23 protein-coding genes and 1 riboswitch are annotated in these 19357 nt (G+C 59.8%); of the genes, 17 read left to right on the top strand and 6 right to left on the bottom strand.

What is annotated here, in order from left to right:
- Nucleotides 1–148 precede the first annotated feature (148 nt).
- Nucleotides 149–274 carry a DUF4023 domain-containing protein gene (locus PV407_RS00115; RefSeq protein ID WP_332087808.1) on the top strand — a complete coding sequence of 42 codons (126 nt, stop codon included), beginning with the start codon at nt 149–151 and terminating at the stop codon, nt 272–274.
- Nucleotides 275–299: 25 nt separating this feature from the next.
- Nucleotides 300–434: a hypothetical protein gene (locus PV407_RS00110; protein WP_332087807.1), complete on the top strand. Its 135-nt coding sequence runs from the start codon at nt 300–302 to the stop codon at nt 432–434.
- Nucleotides 435–532: 98 nt separating this feature from the next.
- On the opposite strand, the gene PV407_RS00105 is transcribed toward PV407_RS00110, so the two are convergent.
- Complete coding sequence (locus PV407_RS00105; protein ID WP_332087806.1) at nt 533–652, bottom strand: DUF6254 family protein; 120 nt, start codon at nt 650–652, stop codon at nt 533–535.
- Nucleotides 653–752: 100 nt separating this feature from the next.
- Between PV407_RS00105 and PV407_RS00100 the strand changes: the two genes are divergently transcribed.
- From PV407_RS00100 to nrdF, 9 genes are all read left to right on the top strand, one after another.
- The gene (locus PV407_RS00100) at nt 753–1436 is read left to right on the top strand and encodes a metal-dependent hydrolase (RefSeq protein WP_332087805.1); all 684 of its coding nucleotides are present in this window, start codon (nt 753–755) and stop codon (nt 1434–1436) included.
- A 170-nt stretch (nt 1437–1606) separates the two neighbouring features.
- Nucleotides 1607–2698, top strand: coding sequence for a Gfo/Idh/MocA family protein (locus PV407_RS00095; protein ID WP_332087804.1), 1092 nt, complete (start codon nt 1607–1609; stop codon nt 2696–2698).
- Between the two features lie 175 nt (nt 2699–2873).
- A complete protein-coding gene (locus tag PV407_RS00090) occupies nt 2874–3605 on the top strand; it encodes a phosphonate ABC transporter ATP-binding protein (RefSeq protein ID WP_332087803.1) in 732 nt (243 codons plus the stop codon).
- A 30-nt stretch (nt 3606–3635) separates the two neighbouring features.
- Nucleotides 3636–4424 (top strand): SDR family oxidoreductase, encoded by a 789-nt coding sequence (locus tag PV407_RS00085; protein ID WP_332087802.1) that lies wholly within the window; start codon nt 3636–3638, stop codon nt 4422–4424.
- A gap of 100 nt (nt 4425–4524) precedes the next feature.
- Complete coding sequence (locus PV407_RS00080) at nt 4525–5181, top strand: hypothetical protein (RefSeq protein WP_332087801.1); 657 nt, start codon at nt 4525–4527, stop codon at nt 5179–5181.
- A gap of 94 nt (nt 5182–5275) precedes the next feature.
- Nucleotides 5276–5770: a cysteine dioxygenase gene (locus PV407_RS00075; protein WP_332087800.1), complete on the top strand. Its 495-nt coding sequence runs from the start codon at nt 5276–5278 to the stop codon at nt 5768–5770.
- Nucleotides 5771–5972: 202 nt separating this feature from the next.
- A riboswitch (cobalamin riboswitch) is annotated at nt 5973–6172 on the top strand.
- Between the two features lie 168 nt (nt 6173–6340).
- Complete coding sequence (nrdI, locus tag PV407_RS00070; protein ID WP_332087799.1) at nt 6341–6700, top strand: class Ib ribonucleoside-diphosphate reductase assembly flavoprotein NrdI; 360 nt, start codon at nt 6341–6343, stop codon at nt 6698–6700.
- A complete protein-coding gene (gene nrdE, locus PV407_RS00065; RefSeq protein ID WP_332087798.1) occupies nt 6687–8771 on the top strand; it encodes a class 1b ribonucleoside-diphosphate reductase subunit alpha in 2085 nt (694 codons plus the stop codon). The genes nrdI and nrdE overlap by 14 nt, the downstream gene beginning before the upstream one ends.
- A gap of 37 nt (nt 8772–8808) precedes the next feature.
- Nucleotides 8809–9783, top strand: a complete 975-nt coding sequence (nrdF, locus tag PV407_RS00060) for a class 1b ribonucleoside-diphosphate reductase subunit beta (protein ID WP_332087797.1) — start codon at nt 8809–8811, stop codon at nt 9781–9783.
- Between the two features lie 79 nt (nt 9784–9862).
- Here nrdF and PV407_RS00055 read toward each other — a convergent pair whose 3' ends face one another.
- Nucleotides 9863–10168, bottom strand: a complete 306-nt coding sequence (locus tag PV407_RS00055) for a TFIIB-type zinc ribbon-containing protein (protein WP_332087796.1) — start codon at nt 10166–10168, stop codon at nt 9863–9865.
- 89 nt (nt 10169–10257) lie between these two features.
- Nucleotides 10258–10686, bottom strand: a complete 429-nt coding sequence (locus PV407_RS00050) for a CBS domain-containing protein (protein WP_332087795.1) — start codon at nt 10684–10686, stop codon at nt 10258–10260.
- A 140-nt stretch (nt 10687–10826) separates the two neighbouring features.
- Here PV407_RS00050 and PV407_RS00045 point away from each other — a divergent pair, with 140 nt between their 5' ends.
- From PV407_RS00045 to PV407_RS00025, 5 genes are all read left to right on the top strand, one after another.
- Nucleotides 10827–11120, top strand: coding sequence for an alpha/beta-type small acid-soluble spore protein (locus PV407_RS00045; protein WP_332087794.1), 294 nt, complete (start codon nt 10827–10829; stop codon nt 11118–11120).
- Nucleotides 11121–11335: 215 nt separating this feature from the next.
- A complete protein-coding gene (locus PV407_RS00040) occupies nt 11336–12547 on the top strand; it encodes a DegT/DnrJ/EryC1/StrS family aminotransferase (protein ID WP_332087793.1) in 1212 nt (403 codons plus the stop codon).
- A 171-nt stretch (nt 12548–12718) separates the two neighbouring features.
- Nucleotides 12719–13594, top strand: coding sequence for a sugar phosphate isomerase/epimerase family protein (locus PV407_RS00035; RefSeq protein WP_332087792.1), 876 nt, complete (start codon nt 12719–12721; stop codon nt 13592–13594).
- Nucleotides 13595–13710: 116 nt separating this feature from the next.
- Nucleotides 13711–14715 carry a LacI family DNA-binding transcriptional regulator gene (locus tag PV407_RS00030; protein ID WP_332087791.1) on the top strand — a complete coding sequence of 335 codons (1005 nt, stop codon included), beginning with the start codon at nt 13711–13713 and terminating at the stop codon, nt 14713–14715.
- 53 nt (nt 14716–14768) lie between these two features.
- Complete coding sequence (locus PV407_RS00025; RefSeq protein WP_332087790.1) at nt 14769–15077, top strand: hypothetical protein; 309 nt, start codon at nt 14769–14771, stop codon at nt 15075–15077.
- Nucleotides 15078–15080: 3 nt separating this feature from the next.
- Here PV407_RS00025 and PV407_RS00020 read toward each other — a convergent pair whose 3' ends face one another.
- The 3 genes from PV407_RS00020 to PV407_RS00010 all read right to left on the bottom strand — a co-directional run bounded on the left by PV407_RS00020 (nt 15081) and on the right by PV407_RS00010 (nt 17692).
- The gene (locus PV407_RS00020; protein ID WP_332087789.1) at nt 15081–16751 is read right to left on the bottom strand and encodes an ABC1 kinase family protein; all 1671 of its coding nucleotides are present in this window, start codon (nt 16749–16751) and stop codon (nt 15081–15083) included.
- 33 nt (nt 16752–16784) lie between these two features.
- Nucleotides 16785–17078 carry a phasin family protein gene (locus PV407_RS00015; RefSeq protein ID WP_332087788.1) on the bottom strand — a complete coding sequence of 98 codons (294 nt, stop codon included), beginning with the start codon at nt 17076–17078 and terminating at the stop codon, nt 16785–16787.
- Nucleotides 17079–17221: 143 nt separating this feature from the next.
- On the bottom strand, nt 17222–17692 hold the full coding sequence (locus PV407_RS00010; protein WP_332087787.1) for a PilZ domain-containing protein: 471 nt from the start codon (nt 17690–17692) through the stop codon (nt 17222–17224).
- 179 nt (nt 17693–17871) lie between these two features.
- Between PV407_RS00010 and hrpB the strand changes: the two genes are divergently transcribed.
- Nucleotides 17872–19357: ATP-dependent helicase HrpB (hrpB, locus tag PV407_RS00005; RefSeq protein WP_332087786.1), on the top strand; the 1486-nt coding region annotated here is incomplete at its 3' end.

The raw sequence follows: 19357 nt of genomic DNA, 5'->3' as shown, positions 1-19357 counted from the left end.
GGCCAAGCGCCGCGAAACTCCTTCCGCAACCGGCGGAGGGAGTTTCTTCGCGTTGACGGAAATTGTCAAGCCGGCATTCGCCGTTTCCGGCCCGCGTTTTGGATAACCTAAAGGCGAAGTCTTTCCGAAAGGGAGGAGGAAGCCGCATATGGACGATACGACATCGTATGTGAACAAGCTGCGCGATACGCAGGCGAAGGACGAAAAAAATCGCAGAACGCACGGCAAAGGCGATCCGGACCGGAAGCTTCCGGGCAAGCAAAAGGAAAGATAATCGACCACACGGGAGGTGCGATCGGATGCCCCATCATCGGCGCAAAGCGTACAAGGAGCAGCAAAACATGTCGAGCCTGAAGGAAGAGGCGCGCACGCTGCATGCCGACAAGGCGAAGGATTACCCTGCCTCGGCCAACAACATCGGCAAAAACGGCTGACGGCGGCCGGGCCATAACGGAAACGAACCCCGAAGGAACCGGGCGCCGCAGCGGCCTGCGTTCCGGCATCGGGGTTTCGTTATGCTGCTGAGAGGGGTTTAATATCCTTGATCGTAACGATCCGACAATTCCTTGAGCGAAGTAATTTTCCCGTGCGGCTGCTGATTTTGTTTGCGCATTTTCCACGCGTTCTCTTTACGGCGCTTGGACGTTGTCATCGGAATTACACACCTCCATTCCGTAGCGTTGGCTTCCCGGGCCGATATTATGTACAATGGAATTGTGTCGCGAAAATTGGAGGAAAGAGGGAATTTGGACATGAACATTACCTATTTCGGTCATTCCTGCCTGTTCGTGGAGAGCGGCGGCAAAAAGGTGATTATCGATCCGTTTTTATCCGGAAATCCGGCGTCCGGCGTTTCCCCGAACGAGATCGAAGCGGATGCCGTCCTGCTGACCCATGCGCACGACGATCATTTCGGCGACAGCATCGAGATCGCGAAGCGGAACGACTGCCCGATCGTCGCCGTCTTCGAGCTGGCGATGCATTGCGTTCGGCTGGGCGCCCGCGCGCACGCGATGAACATCGGGGGAGCGTACGATTTCGACGGCTTTCGCGTCAAATATACGCAGGCGTTTCACGGTTCGTCGCTGCGGGAAGGCGATACATACCATTATGCAGGTCAGCCCGCGGGCATTTTGCTGACGATGGACGGCAAGACGATATACCATGCGGGAGATACGTCGCTGTTCGGCGACATGAAGCTGATCGGGGAAATGAACGACATCGCCCTTGCGGCTCTGCCGATCGGGGACAATTTCACGATGGGTCCGGAGGACGCGGTCCATGCGGCCAGATGGCTGCGCGCGAAACGGGTCGTTCCGCTTCATTACGATACGTTTCCGGTCATCCGCCAAGATACCGGCAAGTTCGCGGCGATGCTGGGCGAGCACGACATCGCTTGTTTTCCGCTCAAAAGCAAAGAAACGATTTCGATATGACCGATCGTCGCGGCCAGCGAATGCGGCGTTCGAGCGCAAAGCAGCCTTTTCGGAGGCTGTTTTTTATGCAAATAAAGCGTTTAACAAAATAAGGAAGGGTAGTATAATGACAATGGAAAGCGGGCATTCTAATCGATTCGCGAGCATACCGCGAGAAGGAGTGAAAGCGTTTGATTTCGAATCCGGTTAAAGTAGGCATTATCGGACAAGGGCGGAGCGGCCGCAACATTCACGCCGAAACGTTGAAAAAGTTGGGCGACAAGTACGTCATCGCGGCCGTTTCCGACGAGCTGGAGGAGCGGCGCAGCAGGGCGATCGCCGATTACGGCTGCGACGCGTACGGCGACTACCGCGAGATGATGAAGCGGACCGATCTCGATCTGATCGTCAATGCGACGCCGAGCCATCTGCACGTCCCCGTCTCGATGGAGCTGCTCGAAGCGGGCTTCCACGTGCTTTGCGAAAAACCGCTGGCTCGCACGATCGGAGACGTGGACCGGCTGATCGCCGCATCGAAGCGCGCGGGCAAAGTGCTCGCCATTTTTCAGCAATACCGGTATTTTCCCGTCATCCAAGAAATCAATAAAGTGCTCGACTCCGGCGTGCTCGGACGCATCGTGCAAATATCGATCGCCGCGAACGGCTTCTCCCGCCGCTGGGACTGGCAAACGCTCAAATCCCGAAACGGCGGCAATTTGCTCAATACCGGCGCACATTTCGTCGATTTGTCGCTGCAGTGGCTGGGCACCGAAAAGCTGCCGGGCATCCTATGCCGTATGGACAGCGCGAACAGCTTCGGCGATGCGGAAGATTACTGCAAATTGATATTGAACAGCCCCGGCAAGCCGCTGTTCGATATCGAAATTTCCAGCTGCTGCGCGTATCCGGGCCCCACGTATTCGATTCAGGGGAAAAACGGCGGGCTGAAGGCGACCAATTCGGCGATCGAGTGGAAATATTTCAAGCCGGAGGAAGCGCCGCACCGTGAGCTCGATTTGCAGCCGCTCAGCAACGAGGACGGCATGCCGGTCTACTGCAAGGAAGAGCTGACCTGGTACGCCGGAAGCTGGAAATCCGGCGAAGGTCCGGCTTATCCGGCGCCGGCCGTCGCATTTTACCATATGCTGTACGATACGCTGACCGAAGGGAAGCCGCTAACCGTGACGCCGGAGCACGTCCGGCAGCAAATGGCGATCATGGAAGAAGCGTTCCGGCAAAATCCGCAGTTCGCTCCGGACGAAATGCTGGCTTCGAACGGTTGACCGATGACGAATAACGCCGTCCGCATCGCATCGCGGTGCAGGACGGCTTCTTTGTGGCGTTGCGCTACCGCCCCCGTTCTTCATCGTCCGGCAAATCGTGATATAATGGAACGAAAGACGATTTCATCCGGCCGAACGAAGGCCATCGCCGGGCAGAAGGAGCCATGATATTGCAATGATCATCGTACGCAACTTAACGAAAACGTTGACGGACGGCCAAACCGTTTTGTCCAAAGTCAGCTTTCAGGTCGACAAGGGCGAATTCGTCGTGCTGATCGGAGCGAGCGGGAGCGGCAAATCGACGCTGCTGAGCTGTCTCGCGCTGCAGCAGCGGTGGACCGAAGGGCAGCTTATCGTCGACGGCACGGAGCTTTCCGACAAAAAGTGGGGGGACAAGCTCAAGCTGCGCAAGGAATGGGCGTTTCTCGAGGAGCGGCCCGCGCTGCATCCGAAAAAGAACGCGCTGAAAAACGTGTTCAGCGGCCGTTTTTACCAGGTGCCGATTTGGCGCAAGCTGACCGGAACGATGTCGACGAGCGAGCATATTTTGGCGATGGATTATTTGGAGCGGGTCGGACTGCTCGACAAGGCGAAAATGCTGCCGGCCGACAAGCTGAGCGGGGGCGAGCAGCAGCGCGTCGCCATCGCGAGAGCGCTTGCGCAGGGAGCGAAAGTCATTTTGGCGGACGAACCGACGAAAGGACTCGATCCGGAGTCGGCGACGAAGGTGCTGCAAGATTTGCGGGCACTTTGCAAGGACCAGAACATGATCGTCGTCGCGGCGATGCAAAATCTCGAAATGGCCGAACGGAACGCGTCCCGCATCTGGGGACTGGCCGGAGGCAGGCTGGTGCTCGATATTCCGGCGCGCAAATTGACGCAGCAAGAGAAACATGCGATCTTTTAACCGACACGAAGACAAAGGAGCGAACGCGAAATGGATTTGCAGCTGCAAAATAAAACGGTCGTCGTGACGGCGGGAAGCAAAGGGCTCGGCAAAGCGAGCGCCATCCAGTTCGCCCGCGAAGGCGCGAACGTCGTCATCGCCAGCCGCAATGGCGACCATCTGGCCGCGGCGAAAGCGGAAATCGAGCGGCTGACGGGTCGCGAGGCGCTGACGGCGGTCGCCGACGTAAACCGGAAGGACGACATCGCCGGACTGATCCGGGCGGCGGTCGAATGGACCGGCCGGTTGGACGTGCTCGTCACGAACGCCGGCGGTCCTCCCGGAGGAGGCTTCGATCAGTTCGACGACGACGCGTGGGAGGCGGCGTTTCAACAAAACTTGATGAGCGTCGTCCGGCTCGTTCGCGAATCGCTGCCGCATATGCGGAAGCAGGGCGGAGGACGGATCGTCAATTTGACGTCGGTATCGGTCAAGCAGCCGATTCCCGATTTGATTTTGTCCAACGTATTTCGGGCCGGCGTATACGCGCTCACGAAAAGCTTGTCCGCCGAGCTCGGCAAAGACGCGATTCTCGTCAATACGGTAGGGCCGGGTCGGATCGAGACGGACCGCATCGTGGAGCTGGACCGCCGCGCGGCCGAACAAAGGGGCGCGTCGGAGGAGCAAATCCGGATGCAGCATTTGCAGCAAATTCCGCTCGGCCGGTACGGGACGCCGGAAGAGTTCGCCAGAACGATCGTCTATCTCGGCTCGTTCGCCAATACGTACGTTACCGGACAAGCGGTGCTCGTCGACGGAGGCATGGTTCGGGCGCTGTAAGACGAACGACATCGCTCCGGAAGGAAACGCGGGGCGCTTCGCCGGTGCGGGGCGCCCTTTTCGCACGCAAATGGAATGTCGAACAGGAGGGGGACGCCGAATGTGGAGCTTGGCGCAAACGTTGGCGGCCCGGAGGCCGCTTCAATCGCTCAAGCCTGCGGCCGTCTGGAACGCGGAGCTGGATGCCGCGATCGCCGCGCAGGCGGACGAATGGGTCGGCCGGCTTGCCGTCGGAAGCAAGTCCGACGCGCTGTCTTTTATCGCGGGGCTGCATGCGTGGAACGACAGCCTGGACGCTTCCCATGATATCTCGCAAAACGTCGAGACGGAAACGGGCAGCTATTGGCACGGCATCATGCACCGGATGGAAGGCGACTATTGGAACTCGAAATATTGGATGAAACGCGTCGGCCGGCACCCGATCTTTCCGGAGCTGCACCGGGCGGCCGCCGAGCTGTTGTCGGGACCGTCGGGGCTGGCGGCGTTGGACGAAGGCCCGGGCAAGGATTTGTTGAAGGCGCTTGCGAAAGCCGACGGCTGGGATCCGTACTTGTTCGTCGATGCCGTGGAACGGCAGACGGAGCGGGAGCGGGACGAACGGACGGCTTATTGGCTGCGGAGCGTGCAGTGGCACGAGATCCGCCTGCTGCTTCGCCACTGCTACCGCGGCGCGACAGGCGAAGAACCGCCCGCGCTCGGAGCCGGAAACGTCGGCACGACGGTATTCAAGCCGATTGGGACCGATCGAGAAGAATAGGCGCGGCCGAAGCGCGCCGCCCCGAACCGTTCGGGCCATGGGCACATATAGATGGGTAAGGCGGTAAACGCCCTGACTTCGGGGAGGGTGTCCCATGCTGTTCAAACAACGGGTTGACGACGTGCTGTCGTCGCTGCGGCAGCCGTCGCTGCGGGAGCTGCACGAGGCGCTGGACGCGATCGGCGCGACGGCCGAGCTGATCGCCCCGTACGTGACCGAGCCCGACCGGCTGCCTTACGGCCGCAACGTGCTGTTCCGTTCCGATCACGTCGAGGCGATCGTCGTTCATATTCCGCCCGGGAGCGAAACGTTCGTCCACGATCACGGCCGTTCCGTCGGCTGCGCCCTGCTGCTCGAAGGCGCGATGCTCAATGCGACGTACCGGACGGGCGGCGGCGGGGAAGCGTTCCTCGTCGCGCAATGCCGGGTGCCGGAAGGCCGGCGCATCGAGGCTCCCGCCAAGCAAATTCACCGGATGAGCAACCCGGGCGTCCGGCGCGCCGTTTCGCTGCATTTGTACGCCCCGCCATTGGCGGAGACGAACACGTATAAGCCGGTCGAGGAATATGTGCTCGACTATGTCATCTGAAGGCGCCGGTTCCGGCCGATCCTCCTCTTCGCGGGGAGGTCTTTTTTTGTCGCTCTATGAAAAAAGCTGTCGGCGATTTTCATAGAGCCGAAACGCCAAGCCGTTGGGCCGTTCCCGAAATGTCTACCCCTATTCGCATAAAAATAGAGGGCCGCTTGCATTGACAAGCACAACATATTGATATAAATTATTACATACAAACTACATATTGTTGTAACGGGTGCTTTTCCGTCTAGCGGACGGATAAAGCTTAATAGGGAAGTCCGGTGCGAAGCCGGCGCGGTCCCGCCACTGTAAGGGAGTAGATTTCGTCCGATTAGGCCACTGGCTCTTATGCCGGGAAGGCGGACGCGAGTCGCCCGATTCCCGAGCCAGGAGACCTGCCCGTTATCGACACAAGCCCTACGGTCGATAGGCACGGTGTCCGTTTCGTCGTTAAGCTGCCAGCTTCGCTTTTTTAGGCTGCACGCATTCGGCGCATCCGGCCGTATCGCCGATGCGCTTTTTTCATGCGGCCGAAAAGCGTCGTGTTGGGGGCCCCGGGTAGTTGGAAAGGGGATATTGCACATCATGTTGATCGTTTACGACTCCAAAACGGGGAATGTGAAACGGTTCGTCGGCAAGCTGAACATGCCGGCCGTCCCGATCGAGAGCGAGATGACCGTCGACGAGCCGTTCGTGCTCGTCACGTATACGACCGGCTTCGGCCAAGCGCCGGAGAAGACGCTGTCGTTTCTGAAGCGCAACTATCGCAGGCTCGTCGGCGTGTCCGCCAGCGGCAACCGCAACTGGGGCGAAGGGTTCGCGCGCAGCGCCGACCGGATCGCGGCGATGTACAACGTGCCGATACTCGGCAAATTCGAGCTGGCCGGCACATCGGCCGACGTCGAACGATTCGTACGGGAGGTGAACGCGGTTGCGGCACATTGAATTGAACAATATGCTGATGCAGCGCGACGAAGAAGGATTTTTCCAACTGGACAAAGACCGTGAGGCGGTAGACGCCTTCATGGAGGAAGTGGAGCGCAAAAGCGTCCGTTTTCCCGACACGGCGCATAAAATCCGCTACATGATCGAGAACGATTTTTACGAAAACGTGCTCGAAACCTATACAATGGAACAAGTGGAATACATATACGGCATCGCCCACGGCTATCGTTTCGAGTTTCCTTCCTACATGGCCGCGTCGAAATTTTATACGGATTACGCGTTGAAAAGCGACGACCGTTCGCAGTATTTGGAGCATTTTCCGGATCGGGTCGCCATCGTCGCGCTGCATTTGGCGCGGGGCGATATGGAGTCGGCCCGCGCGCTGACGGAATCGATGATGGAGCGCAGGCTGCAGCCGGCGACCCCGACGTTTCTGAACGCCGGCAAAAGCCGCAGAGGCGAGATGGTGTCGTGCTTCCTGCTCGAGCTCGACGATTCGCTCAATTCGATCAATTACGGCATCGGCACGTGCATGCAGCTTTCGAAAATCGGCGGCGGCGTCGCCGTCAACCTGTCCAAGCTGCGCGGGCGCGGCGAGCCGATCAAAGGCGTCGAAGGCGCGGCCAAAGGCATCATGCCGGTATTGAAGCTGATGGAGGACGCGTTCTCGTACGCCGACCAGATGGGGCAGCGCAAAGGCTCGGGCGCCGGCTATTACAACATTTTCGGCTGGGACGTCATGGAGTTTCTCGACAGCAAAAAAATTAACGCCGACGAGAAGACGCGGCTCAAGACGCTGTCGATCGGCCTGATCGTGCCGGGCAAATTTTACGAGCTGGCCGAACGGAACGAACCGCTGCACGTCTTCGCGCCGTATTCCGTGTACCGCGCTTACGGCGTCCATATGGACGATTTGAACATGGACGACATGTACGACAAGCTGCTGGCCGACGACCGCGTACGCAAAAAGATCGTCATGAGCGCCCGCGACATGCTCGTCAAAATCGCCACGATCCAGCTCGAATCCGGCTATCCGTACATCATGAACCGCAGCAACGCGAACCGCGTCCATGCGCTGAAAGATATCGGCTCGATCAAAATGTCGAACCTGTGCACGGAAATTTTCCAGCTTCAGGAAACGTCGGAAATCGGCGATTACGGCGCGGCCGATACGATTCGCCGCGACATCAGCTGCAACCTCGCTTCGCTGAACATCGCGAACGTGATGGAACGGCGCAAAATCCGCGAATCGGTGCACGAGGGGATGATCGCCTTGACGGCGGTCAGCGACATGACCCATATCTCGAACGCTCCGGGCGTCGCGAAGGCGAACCGCGAGCTGCACTCGGTCGGGCTCGGCGCGATGAACCTGCACGGCTATCTCGCCAAAAACAAAATCGCCTACGATAGCGCGGAAGCGATCGAATTCGCGAGAGCGTTTTTCATGGCGATGAACTATTACTCGATCGAGAAGAGCATGGACATCGCCCGCGGGCGCGGGATCGTCTTCGACGGCTTCGAGCGTTCCGAATATGCAAAGGGAACCTACTTCGAACGGTACGAGCGCGAAGATTTCCGTCCGGCGTCGGACAAAGTCAAGGCGATGTTCGAAGGGATCGACCTTCCGTCGCCGGAAGACTGGAGCAGGCTGAAGGCGGAGGTCGCGCGTCACGGACTGTACCATGCGTACCGGCTGGCGATCGCGCCGACGCAAAGCATCTCGTATATCCAAAACGCGACGTCGAGCGTCATGCCGATCGTCGAGCAGATCGAGACGCGGACGTACGCGAATTCGACGACGTATTACCCGATGCCGTATTTGAATCGCGACAACTTCTTTTACTACAAATCCGCTTACAATATGGATCAGTTCAAGGTGCTCGATCTGATCGCGGAAATCCAGACGCACGTCGACCAAGGCATTTCGACCGTTCTGCACGTGAACAGCGACGTGACGACGAGGCAGCTGGCCCGGTATTACATATACGCGGCGAAAAAAGGGCTGAAGTCGCTGTATTACACGCGGACGAACCGGCTGTCCGTCGAAGAATGCGTCAGCTGCTCGGTCTAAGGAAGTCGGGCGCGCCAGAGCGAGAGGGGAGAACACGATGAACGAAGGCGGAAAAGGGCCGCTCCGTGCCGTCAACTGGAACCGGCCGGACGACGACTTTACGGCCGCGTTTTGGAGCCAAAACATTATGCAGTTTTGGACCGACGAAGAAATTCCGTTGTCCGACGACAAAATGTCGTGGATGACGTTATCCGACAGCGAGCGGGAGCTGTACATGAAAGTGCTCGGCGGCCTGACGCTGCTCGATACGGTGCAGGGCGGCGTCGGCATGCCGAAAATGATGGAGCACGTCGACGGCTTGCAGCGCAAGGCGGTGCTCGGCTTCATGGGCATGATGGAGCAAATTCACGCGAAGTCGTACAGCAGCATTTTCACGACGCTGGCGACGACCGAGGAAATCGACGGGGTGTTCCGCTGGGTCGAGAACAACCGCTGCCTGCAAACGAAGGCGGAGACGATCGCGGCCTATTACCGCTCGATCGAGACGCCCAAAGACTTGTATTTGGCGATGGCCGCCTCCGTTTTGCTGGAAAGCTACTTGTTTTACAGCGGATTTTTTTACCCGCTTTATTTGGCCGGGCAGGGGAAAATGACGAGCAGCGGCGAAATCATCGATTTGATTTTGCGCGACGAAAGCATTCACGGCTTGTACGTCGGCGTGCTCGCCCAGGAGGTATACGGCTCGCTGGAGCCGGACGAACGGAAGGAAGCGCTCGAGACGTTCCACGGGCTGCTCGATTATTTGCATCGCAACGAGGAGCGGTACACGGCCGAGCTGTATGCCGACGTCGGCTTGGCGGGCGAGGTGATGAAGTTCGTCCGCTACAACGCCAACAAGGCGTTAATGAATCTCGGGCTCGATCCGACGTTTCCGGAGGAGGACGTCAACCCGATTGTGTTCAACGGCATCAGCACGCGGACGAAGCAGCACGACTTTTTCTCGAAAAAAGGAAACGGGTACGTGCGCGCGACGAACGTGGAGCAGCTGACCGACGACGACTTCAAGTTTTGAGTCGGCCGGCGAAAAATGAAAAACGGGCCGAACGGCAGCTGCCGTCCGGCCCTTCTTATGCCTCTGAGATCGACTCGGCTTAATCGAACAAATCGCCGAAAATGTCCAAGGCGTTTTTCTTCTTCTTGTGCTTCGGATATCTCGGATCGTGCGAATCATGCTTGCCGTACGAGTGGGAACGATCGTCGTAGGACGGCTGGCGGTACTTGTCCTGGTCCTCGTACCATTTGCCGAACGGCTCCCGCACCTCGCGGACGCCCTCCATCAGCTTGTCGAGCTCTCCGCGGTCGAGCCAAACTCCTTTGCAGGAAGGACAAATGTCGATCATGATGTTGTCCTTCTCCACTTCGCGCATTTTCACGCCGTCGCATACCGGGCAATTCATAGGCAGGCATTCCTCCTTATCGCTTCGGTGGTCCGATCTTTCACGTTAACGATACCATGCCGGAAGCCAGATTGCAAAAATCGCCGGGCTTATTCCTTCGCCGCCGCGGCCGAACCGGCGAACAGCCGGCTCGAGCAATATTCGATAATGGAGCTTCTCGGCACGATGCCGATAAACTGCTCGCGATCGTCGATGACCGGGACGAAATTTTGCACCTTCGCCTTCGAAATGAGATCGGTCATATTGGCGTCGATATAGACCGGCTTGTTCTGCATGCGCATCGGAACGGCGGATACATGATGGCGGTGCGCATTGTCGAACGTAACGTCCGGGGCGTTTTTGAGAAACCAGAGCAAATCGCCTTCCGTGATCGTCCCGATATAATGGCCTTCCTCGGACAATACCGGAACGGCCGTATAACGGTGATATTCCATACGTTCGAGCGCCTGGCGCAGCGTCGATTGCGCCGTCAAATAAACAACCTCGTGCTTCGGAATGAGGAAAAATGCGATATTCATCCAGTTACCCCTTACCGTCTTATATAGTCTCTGTTTCCATTATACTAGGAAAACCGATACTTATCGAGCAGAAGCAAATGGATGCCGGAAAGCCGAATAGGCCGGCGGACCGCTGGACATGTTACAAATGAGGTGATGATATGGCCAGAAGACGCGGCAGAAATTCGCTTGTCGTTCCGGGAGCCGGTCCGGGCCTCGACTCGCTCAAGGTGGCGGTGATGCAGAAAGAAGGATATGCCGTCAACCCCGCGCAGCCGGACAACGTCAAATTCGAGGTGGCGCGAACGCTCGGCATTCCGTTGTCGCCGGGAAACAACGGCCAGCTGAAAACCGAGGACGCCGGCAAAATCGGCGGACAAATCGGGGGCAGGATGGTCCGCGAAATGATCCGGATGGCGCAGCAGCAATTGGTCGACAAGCAGAGCCGGCCGTAATAACGTTACGATTTTGCAAAACGATCGATATTGGGTGTCAAACGAACGTCCGACCCGAGGCGATTTCTGCGGAGGACGTTTTTTTTGCGTTGGCGGGTGGCGACAAAAAATGTCCGGCGCGGGTTACATATTGGCATACGCCGCTCTTCGGTTTCTTCTAAACTGTACGTAAAGCCGCATGACGACAAAAGGCGGCTGCGACAGGAGAGGATCGCTTGGAGAAGCTGGCAATTGACGGGGGAACCCCGGCGCGGAGAACGCCGCTGGCCGAATGGCCGATATACGGCGAGCTGGAATTGAAGCTGCTGAAGGAAGTGCTGGAATCGGGCAAATGGGGCGGAGCGGGCGCGGCGGCCAAAGCCGGCTATGAGCCGAAGCTGCCGCTGCTCGAACGCAAATTCGCCGAGCTGCAAAACGCCGCACATGCGGTCAGCGTCGTCAACGGCACCGTCGCCATTACGGTGGCGCTGCAGGCGGCCGGCCTGAAGCCGGGCGACGAAGTGATCGTGCCGCCCTATACGTTCATCGCGACCGCGTCGGCCGCGCTGGCGTACGGCATTATTCCGGTGTTCGCCGACATCGAGGAGCATACGCTGCTGATCGACCCGGAAAAGGTCGAAGAACGCATCACGCCGAAGACGAAGGCGATTATCGCCGTCCATTTGGCCGGGGCGCCGGCGAATATGACGCGGCTCGGGCAAATCGCCGCGAAGCACGGCTTGAAGCTGATCGAAGACGCGGCGCAGGCGGTCGGCGCGTCCTGGGAAGGAAAGGGCGTCGGGGCGATCGGCGACTTGGGCACGTTCAGCCTGCAATCGAGCAAAAACTTGAACGCCGGCGAAGGCGGCATCGTTACGACGAACAATCGCGAGTATTGGGAGAACGCCTGGTCGATCTGCAACGTCGGCCGCATTCCTTCGGGAGGGTGGTACCAGCACGAGCGGTTCGGACAAAATTACCGGATGACCGAGTTTCAGGCGGCGATCGCGCTCGCGCAAATGACGCGCCTCGAAGAGCAGATGGCGAGACGCGAACGAAACGCGAAGCTGCTGACCGAGCTGCTCGCGGACGTCGAAGGCATCCGCCTGCTTGAGGACGATCCGCGCATAACGCGTCACGCCTACCATTTGTACATGTTCAAGCTGGAGCGCTCGTTCGCCGAGCGGGTCGACAAAGCCGACTTCGCGCGCAAGGCGGCCGCCGAAGGCGTCCCGATATCGACCGGCTACATCCCGCTCAACCGCAACGTTTCGATTGTGGAGACGACGAAAATGTGGACCGGGGAAGAGCGCGTCTACGAATGCCCGGTTTGCGAGCGGATCTGCGAGAAGGAAGCGCTGTGGCTGACGCAAAACGTGCTGCTGTCGGACGAGGCGGCGGTTCGGGAAACGGCGCACGCGCTCCGCAAAGTGGCCGAATCGTATTGATCGTTCAAGCCGGTCCCCTTCGCGGCTGGAGGGGGACTGGTTTTTTTCATGCGAAATCTAGTACAATGGAAACTAGCTTCTATCTATCGTTCGAAAAAGGAAGCTTTTGCCGAACGCATCGGCCATGCCGGCCGCGGCGGCGAATTCCATATCAAGAAGGAGAGATTTCGGTTGAAATTGTCGAACAAAATCGGCGTCATCGTCGACAGCTTCGGGATCGGCGTTCGCGAAGGGTTGAAAAAGGCGAAGGAGGTCGGCGCGGAAGGCGTCCAAATTTACGCCGTCAGCGGCGAAATGGATCCGGCCCATTTGACGGCGGCCGACCGTCGCGAGCTGAAATCGTACATCGAATCGCTCGGCCTGGAAATTTCCGCGCTTTGCGGCGACCTGGGCGGCCACGGTTTCCAGGACAAGTCGGCGAACGCGGCGAAGGTGGAAAAGTCGAAGCGCATTCTCGACCTGGCCAAAGATTTGGGCACGAATATCGTGACGACGCATATCGGAATCGTTCCGCAAGATCCTAATAGCGAAGTGTTCGAGACGATGCAGAAGGCGTGCGAGGAGCTGAGCCAATACGCGAGCAGCATGGAAGGCTATTTCGCGATCGAGACCGGCCCGGAAACGTCGGCGCATTTGAAAAGCTTTCTCGACACGCTGTCCAGCAAAGGCGTATCCGTCAATTTCGACCCGGCCAACATGGTCATGGTGACCGGCGACGATCCGGTCCAAGGCGTACATACGCTGAAGGACTACATCGTCCATACGCACGTGAAGGACGGCATCCGCTTCAAGGAAGTGGATCCGCGCGAAATATACGGCGCGCTCGGCTACGAGCCGATGGATCACGGCAAAATCGCCGAAATGGTCCGTTCCGGGGAAATTTTCAAGGAAGTTCCGCTCGGCGAAGGGAAAGTCGACTTCGACGCGTATTTCCAGGCGCTTGTCGACATCGGCTACAAAGGCTACTTGACGATCGAGCGCGAAGTCGGAGACCAGCCCGAAATCGACATCCGCAAAGCGGTCGAATTCATCAAACGGTATAAATGACGAACCGGGGGGCTCGGGCGACGATCAAACCGTCGACGGCGCCCCCGCCGGCGAACAAGGCTGCTTCCGGAATGCCGGCGGCGGCCTGTTCGATTTTCACGCGGAGGAGGGCGCCTTTGTCCGTTACGAAAAAAGAGATAGCCGACTACCTGGGCATTTCCCGCACGGCGGTTTCGCTCGTGCTCAATAATACGCCGAACAGCACCGTCTCCGAGGAGACGCGAAACAACATATGGCGGGCCGCCAGGGAGCTCGGTTACCGCGACGCCGAATCGTCGCCGAAGCTGTGCTACATTTTGTGCAACCGCGCCTCGGACGATCCGCTGTACGCGACCGATCTGAAAATGATCGAAAACGTCGCGAACCGTCTCGATTACCGGCTGCTGTTCATGAACATAAGCTCGACGAACAAAGATTACGCCCGGCTGGACAAATGTCTGGGCAACAAGGAAATATGCGGCGTCGTGCTGTCGGGCGATATCGACGAGCGGATGCTTGCCGTAATGGAGCGGTCCGGCGTGCCGTACGTCGTGTTCAGCAGCACGGATCGCGAACGGATCAACGTGGTGGAGCCGGACGTCGTCCGGATCGCGTACGAGGCGACGCGTTATTTGATCGGGTACGGTCATCGCCGGATCGCGCTGTTCAGCGGCAAAATCGACAACCCCGTACACCTAAAAACGCTCGAAGGGTATAAGAAGGCGCTGGCGGAAGCCGGGCTTCCGTTCGACAAGTCGCTCGTGCAGGTCGGCAAAGACGAGGACGGGTACGAGCTGTGCGCCCGAATGGACGTGCTCGGCATCGGATACACGGCGGCCTTCTGCGCCAATACGCTCATCCAGTTCGGGGCGCTGCTGCGGCTTAAAGATCAAGGGATCGGCGTGCCGTCGGAGAAAAGCCTGATCGGCTGGGGGATGACCGATTTCGTCCGCATGAGCGTGCCGCAGCTGACGACGTTCCATATCGACTTGTCCGAGAAAGAGTCGGTCGTGTATCGGCTGCTCGAGGTGATCGGCAACAAGGACGACGAGCGCAAAGCCGTCCGTTTGAACGAGGTGCGTTTGTTCGAGGGGGGAACCGTATCGCGGCCTCCCGATTCGTCGCCGGCGGTGCAGGAGTAGCGCGGTTACGCGTCGAAATGGATAGGATCAGCGGAAAGGATGATCGAGAAGCGATGGGAAACGTATATCACACTTTTGACCACCGGTACGAGCTGTACGTAGAGGAAACCGCGGGAGGGCGATATCATGTCGTCATCAACCTGTATTCGGAACGCGAGCCGATCGTCCTGCACGCGTACGCCGGCAAGACGGAGGCGATCGCCGCCGCGCAATCGTTCCCGAAGCTGTACCGGATCGCGGAGCAGCGCGGATTCGAGCTGGCCGGGCAATATTTCGAGCATCCCGACGGCAAATCCGTTCACGTCTCGTTCGCGATGGAGCCGGGGACGACGCCCGATCGGTTTATGAAAGTGCTGCTGTAGCCGCTAAAACCGCCCCGATTTGAAAATGGAATGGATCAGCCAGACGAACAGGAATATCGCGATCAAGAAGCCGATCTCGAGCGCGGGTATATGCCACAGCATGCTCGCCTGCCGGTTCAGCGACGAGCCGATAATGAGCCCCGACATGATGATGCTGAACGAGAGCAGGACGATGCTGAACGAGATCCGGTTAATGATCCGGTCCAGCTTGCGGAGCAGCTTGTCGGAGTCGGGGAGCGCGAGCTCGATCTTGTTCTTTTTGAGCGACGACACGATGTCGTTCAAGTGCTTCGGCAAATGTAACAGCAGCTTGGCGAATTCGGACAGCTCTTCCTTCACGTTCTCGACGAGCTTGCCGGGACGAACGCGCTCCAGCAGCAGCCGTTTGCCGAACGGTTCGGCGATGCGCATGATGCTGATGTCCGGGTCGAGCTGCTTGACAAGCCCCTCGACGGTGACGAGCGTTTTGCCGACGAGCACGAAGTCGGTCGGAATCCGGATGCGATGCCGATAGGCGACGCTCAGCAGGTCGTTCGCCGCCTCGCCGATGCTGACGTCGCGCAGAGGCACCGTAGCGTATTTGTCCCGCAGCTGGTCGACGTCGCGACGCAGCCGCTCCATATCCACATCCTCGTTCACGATCCCCATGCGCATAATCGCGCGGATGACGCCGGGAGAGCTTTGCCGCATCAAGGCGATAATCAGGTCGGCGAAATGCTGCTTCGTCTCCGGCGTGAGCCGCCCCGTCATGCCGCAGTCCAAAAAAACGACCGCATCGCCGGGCAGCGCCATCAAGTTGCCGGGGTGAGGGTCGGCGTGAAAGTAGCCGTCGATAAAAATTTGCGTCAGCACGGCTCCGAGCAGCCGCTCGGCGATCCGTTTCGGGTTGCCGCCGATATCGCGCAGCCGTTCGGGCGCATTCAGCTTCGCCCCGTCGACGAACTCCGTCGTCAGCATCCGCTTCGTGCTGTATTCGGCGAACACGCGGGGAAAGCGGATATGCGGATCGTGCCGGAACCGGCTGCCGAGCGCCTCCGTATGCTTCGCTTCGGTCGCATAATCGAGCTCGTCAAGCAGCGCGCCGCCCCACGTATCGATCATTTGGCGAATTTGCGCATGCTTCGCCCAGTCGAAGCGCGCTTCGGCGAGAACGGCCAAATTTTGCAAAATGGCGAGATCGGTGCGGATCGTTTCGGCGACGGCCGGACGCTGCAGCTTGACCGCGACGCGCTCGCCGGTGCGGAGCGTGCCGATATGCACCTGCCCGATCGAGGCCGCGGCGACCGGAACCGGATCGAACGATTCGAACGCGTGTTCAAGCTCCATGCCGAGCTCGGCTTCGATCGTGTCCCGGACGTCGTCGAACGGAAACGGCGCAACGTCGTCTTGAAGCTTTTCCAGCTCCTTGACGATCGATTGCGGGAACAGATCGGAACGGGTGCTGGCGATCTGGCCCAGCTTGACGAACGTCGGCCCGAGATCTTCAAGGACGCCGCGCAACCGTTCGCCGACCGATTTTTTGTCGGTTCTCGGCGAAGCGAGACCGAGCCGCCCGGGAATGGACAGCAGGTGGAAGATGTCCATTTCTTCGACGACGAAGCCGAAGCCGTGGCGGGTCAAGGCGAGGGCGATGTCCCGATACCGATTGATATGGCGAAGCCGCTGGCCGATCATGTGCGCAACAGTCCCTTCAAACGTTGTCGGCGGTTACGACGGCGGAGCTTCGAGCCGGTCGAGCCGCTGCTCCAGCCGTTCGATGTCCTGCTTGGTCGCGACGTCCAGCTCGGCGAGCAGCTTCTGCATCGTCTCGCGCATCGTTCGCCCCATTTCCTGCCGGCTTTCTTCCCCTTTTTCGATCAGCCTCGCCACCAGCTCCTTCGACTCGGCGGGGGCGACTTCCCCTTTTTTGACCAGCTCGTCGACGACGCTTTCGATTTTCTCTTTGCTGGCGACCGTGATGCCGATGCCCAGTGCCAACATTTTTTTGACGATTTCGTTCATCGCTTCGACCTCCGCATAACATGGTTGTTCCTACCTCTTATGGTTACCCATCATATGCCGAATCTATGAACGATTATGACGAAAAGGCGGACGAACGCGAACAAGCGCGCCCGGGACGGGACGCGCTTGATGCCGGAGAAGGCTTATTTCGCGGACGGAACGCCCGAGTCCGGCTTTGCGCCGGCGGACAGCGGCGTCCGGTAAAACGACTCGTATTGCTCGTCGGTGCAAAAGCTGCAGCTCGGCAAAATCGCCGAAGCGCGAAGCCTGACATGCAGCCGGTTCAAATGCTGCAGCAGCTGCCGCCGTTCGTTTTCGTCCAGGGAAAAGACGATGCCGTATTCGGAAACGTCGCCGGCAAGGATCGATTTCCGGACGATCGTGCCCAAGCATTTATGCTCCGCATGGAACAGCACGAACCGGAATTCGAGCAGCAGGTCCGGCGAGACGGGAAACTGCATCTTGGCGTGCATGCGCATGCCGCCCGCCCCGATATCGCGGATGAGAACGGGCGCGAGCTTCGAATCGAGCTTTTGGCGGCCCATGCCGATTATTTTCAGCGTGCCGGACAAAGGGACGGGCAGCGTCATTCGGTAAAAGCTGCGTTTGTTCATGGAAGTCGTCACGGTCGTTCCCTTTCTTCTCGTTAACGGTACGACCATTATACTACGGCCGGGTCCGGTTATGAAACGGTTGAAGCGCGCGGCCCGGCTTCGGTATACTGAAACGGGACAACAATACGAAGCCGCGGCGCGGTCGTTTTGCGACGCGCCGGGCGATGGGGGAAACAGACGTGAACGAGCTGCCGATCGAATCCGCGCTGCCGGAGCTGCGCGAGGCGCTGGCCGGAAGGCGGAGCGCCGTACTCGTGGCGCAGCCCGGCGCCGGAAAGACGACGCGCGTGCCGCTCGCTTTGCTCGATGCGCCGTGGCTGGCGGGACGAAAAATCGTCATGCTGGAGCCGAGACGATTGGCCGCCCGTTCGGCGGCGGCTTATATGGCTTCCCTGCTCGGGGAGGAGGTCGGTCGGACGGTCGGCTACCGGGTCCGAACGGATACGCGCGTCGGACCGCGGACGCGAATCGAAGTGATTACCGAGGGCATATTGACCCGCATGCTGCAGTCCGACCCGATGCTGGCGCAAGTCGGACTCGTCATTTTCGACGAATTTCACGAACGGAGCGTTCACGCCGATCTCGGACTTTCGCTCTGCCTGCAGTCGCGCGAGCTGTTCCGCGAAGATTTGCGGCTGCTCGTCATGTCGGCGACGATGGACGCGGCGCCGGTCGCGGCTTTGCTGGACGACGCCCGCATCGTGGAATGCGGAGGACGGGTTTTTCCCGTCGAGACGCGCTATTTGCCGCGAAAGCCGGAAGGCCGGCTGGAGCATGCGGCGGCGCGGGCGGTTGTTCGGGCGCTCGGCGAGGAGGAGGGCGACGCGCTCGTATTCCTGCCGGGTACGGGCGAAATTCGGCGAACGGCGGAGGCGCTTGCCGAGCTCGGCTTGCCGGGCGACGTACAGGTGCTGCCGCTGCACGGCAATTTGCCGCAGGACGCGCAGGACCGGGCGATCGCGCCGGCGAAGCCCGGCGTCCGGAAAGTCGTGCTCGCCACGTCGATCGCCGAGACGAGCTTGACGATCGAAGGGACGCGCATCGTCATTGACGGCGGATGGATGCGCGTTTCGAAATTTTCGCCGCAAACGGGGATGAGCCGGCTCGAAACGGTGCGCGTGACGATCGCCTCGGCCAACCAGCGCCGCGGGCGGGCCGGCCGGCTCGGACCGGGCGTCTGCTACCGGCTCTGGACGGAGCAGGAGGAGGCTTATTTCGCGGCGCACGGAACGCCGGAAATGCGGGAAGCCGACCTGGCGCCGCTCGCGCTCGAGCTGGCCGTCTGGGGAACGGCCGACCCGGCCGAGCTGCGCTGGCTCGACGTCCCGCCGGCGCCGGCGTACCGTCAGGCGCGGGAGCTGCTGGCGCAATTCGGAGCGCTCGACGCCCGGGGCGCGATTACCGCGCACGGGCGGGCGATGGCGGAGAGCGGGCTGCATCCGCGGCTCGCCCATATGGTCATCGCCGCAATCCCGCTCGGTCTCGGCGAAACGGCGTGCTGCCTCGCCGGGCTGCTGGAGGAGCGGGAGCTGTACCGGGGGGCGGCCTCCGGCCCGCACGCCGCCGATTTGCGCCCGCGGCTGGATGCGGTCGGCCGAATGCGGCCCGGTCGCGGCGGCAGCGGGCGCGCGGCGGACGACGAGCGGGCGGATCGCGCTGCGGCGG

Origin of the sequence: Paenibacillus sp. GYB003, from assembly GCF_036577625.1 — a bacterium.
GTDB lineage: Bacteria > Bacillota > Bacilli > Paenibacillales > NBRC-103111 > Paenibacillus_AB.
Note: the sequence above shows the minus strand (reverse complement) of the source record. Positions and strands in the feature narration are given on the sequence as shown.

Bases quoted from the DNA above. Each gene is read 5' to 3' on its own strand.
- PV407_RS00115 (WP_332087808.1), top strand. From the start codon at position 149: ATGGACGATACGACATCGTATGTGAACAAGCTGCGCGATACGCAGGCG.
- PV407_RS00105 (WP_332087806.1), bottom strand. From the start codon at position 652: ATGACAACGTCCAAGCGCCGTAAAGAGAACGCGTGGAAAATGCGCAAA.
- PV407_RS00055 (WP_332087796.1), bottom strand. From the start codon at position 10,168: ATGAATTGCCCGGTATGCGACGGCGTGAAAATGCGCGAAGTGGAGAAG.
- PV407_RS00025 (WP_332087790.1), top strand. From the start codon at position 14,769: ATGGGAAACGTATATCACACTTTTGACCACCGGTACGAGCTGTACGTA.
- PV407_RS00110 (WP_332087807.1), top strand. From the start codon at position 300: ATGCCCCATCATCGGCGCAAAGCGTACAAGGAGCAGCAAAACATGTCG.
- PV407_RS00085 (WP_332087802.1), top strand. From the start codon at position 3,636: ATGGATTTGCAGCTGCAAAATAAAACGGTCGTCGTGACGGCGGGAAGC.
- PV407_RS00050 (WP_332087795.1), bottom strand. From the start codon at position 10,686: ATGAATATCGCATTTTTCCTCATTCCGAAGCACGAGGTTGTTTATTTG.
- PV407_RS00010 (WP_332087787.1), bottom strand. From the start codon at position 17,692: ATGAACAAACGCAGCTTTTACCGAATGACGCTGCCCGTCCCTTTGTCC.
- PV407_RS00090 (WP_332087803.1), top strand. From the start codon at position 2,874: ATGATCATCGTACGCAACTTAACGAAAACGTTGACGGACGGCCAAACC.
- PV407_RS00045 (WP_332087794.1), top strand. From the start codon at position 10,827: ATGGCCAGAAGACGCGGCAGAAATTCGCTTGTCGTTCCGGGAGCCGGT.
- PV407_RS00100 (WP_332087805.1), top strand. From the start codon at position 753: ATGAACATTACCTATTTCGGTCATTCCTGCCTGTTCGTGGAGAGCGGC.
- PV407_RS00080 (WP_332087801.1), top strand. From the start codon at position 4,525: ATGTGGAGCTTGGCGCAAACGTTGGCGGCCCGGAGGCCGCTTCAATCG.
- nrdI (WP_332087799.1), top strand. From the start codon at position 6,341: ATGTTGATCGTTTACGACTCCAAAACGGGGAATGTGAAACGGTTCGTC.
- PV407_RS00075 (WP_332087800.1), top strand. From the start codon at position 5,276: ATGCTGTTCAAACAACGGGTTGACGACGTGCTGTCGTCGCTGCGGCAG.
- PV407_RS00015 (WP_332087788.1), bottom strand. From the start codon at position 17,078: ATGAACGAAATCGTCAAAAAAATGTTGGCACTGGGCATCGGCATCACG.
- nrdF (WP_332087797.1), top strand. From the start codon at position 8,809: ATGAACGAAGGCGGAAAAGGGCCGCTCCGTGCCGTCAACTGGAACCGG.
- PV407_RS00020 (WP_332087789.1), bottom strand. From the start codon at position 16,751: ATGATCGGCCAGCGGCTTCGCCATATCAATCGGTATCGGGACATCGCC.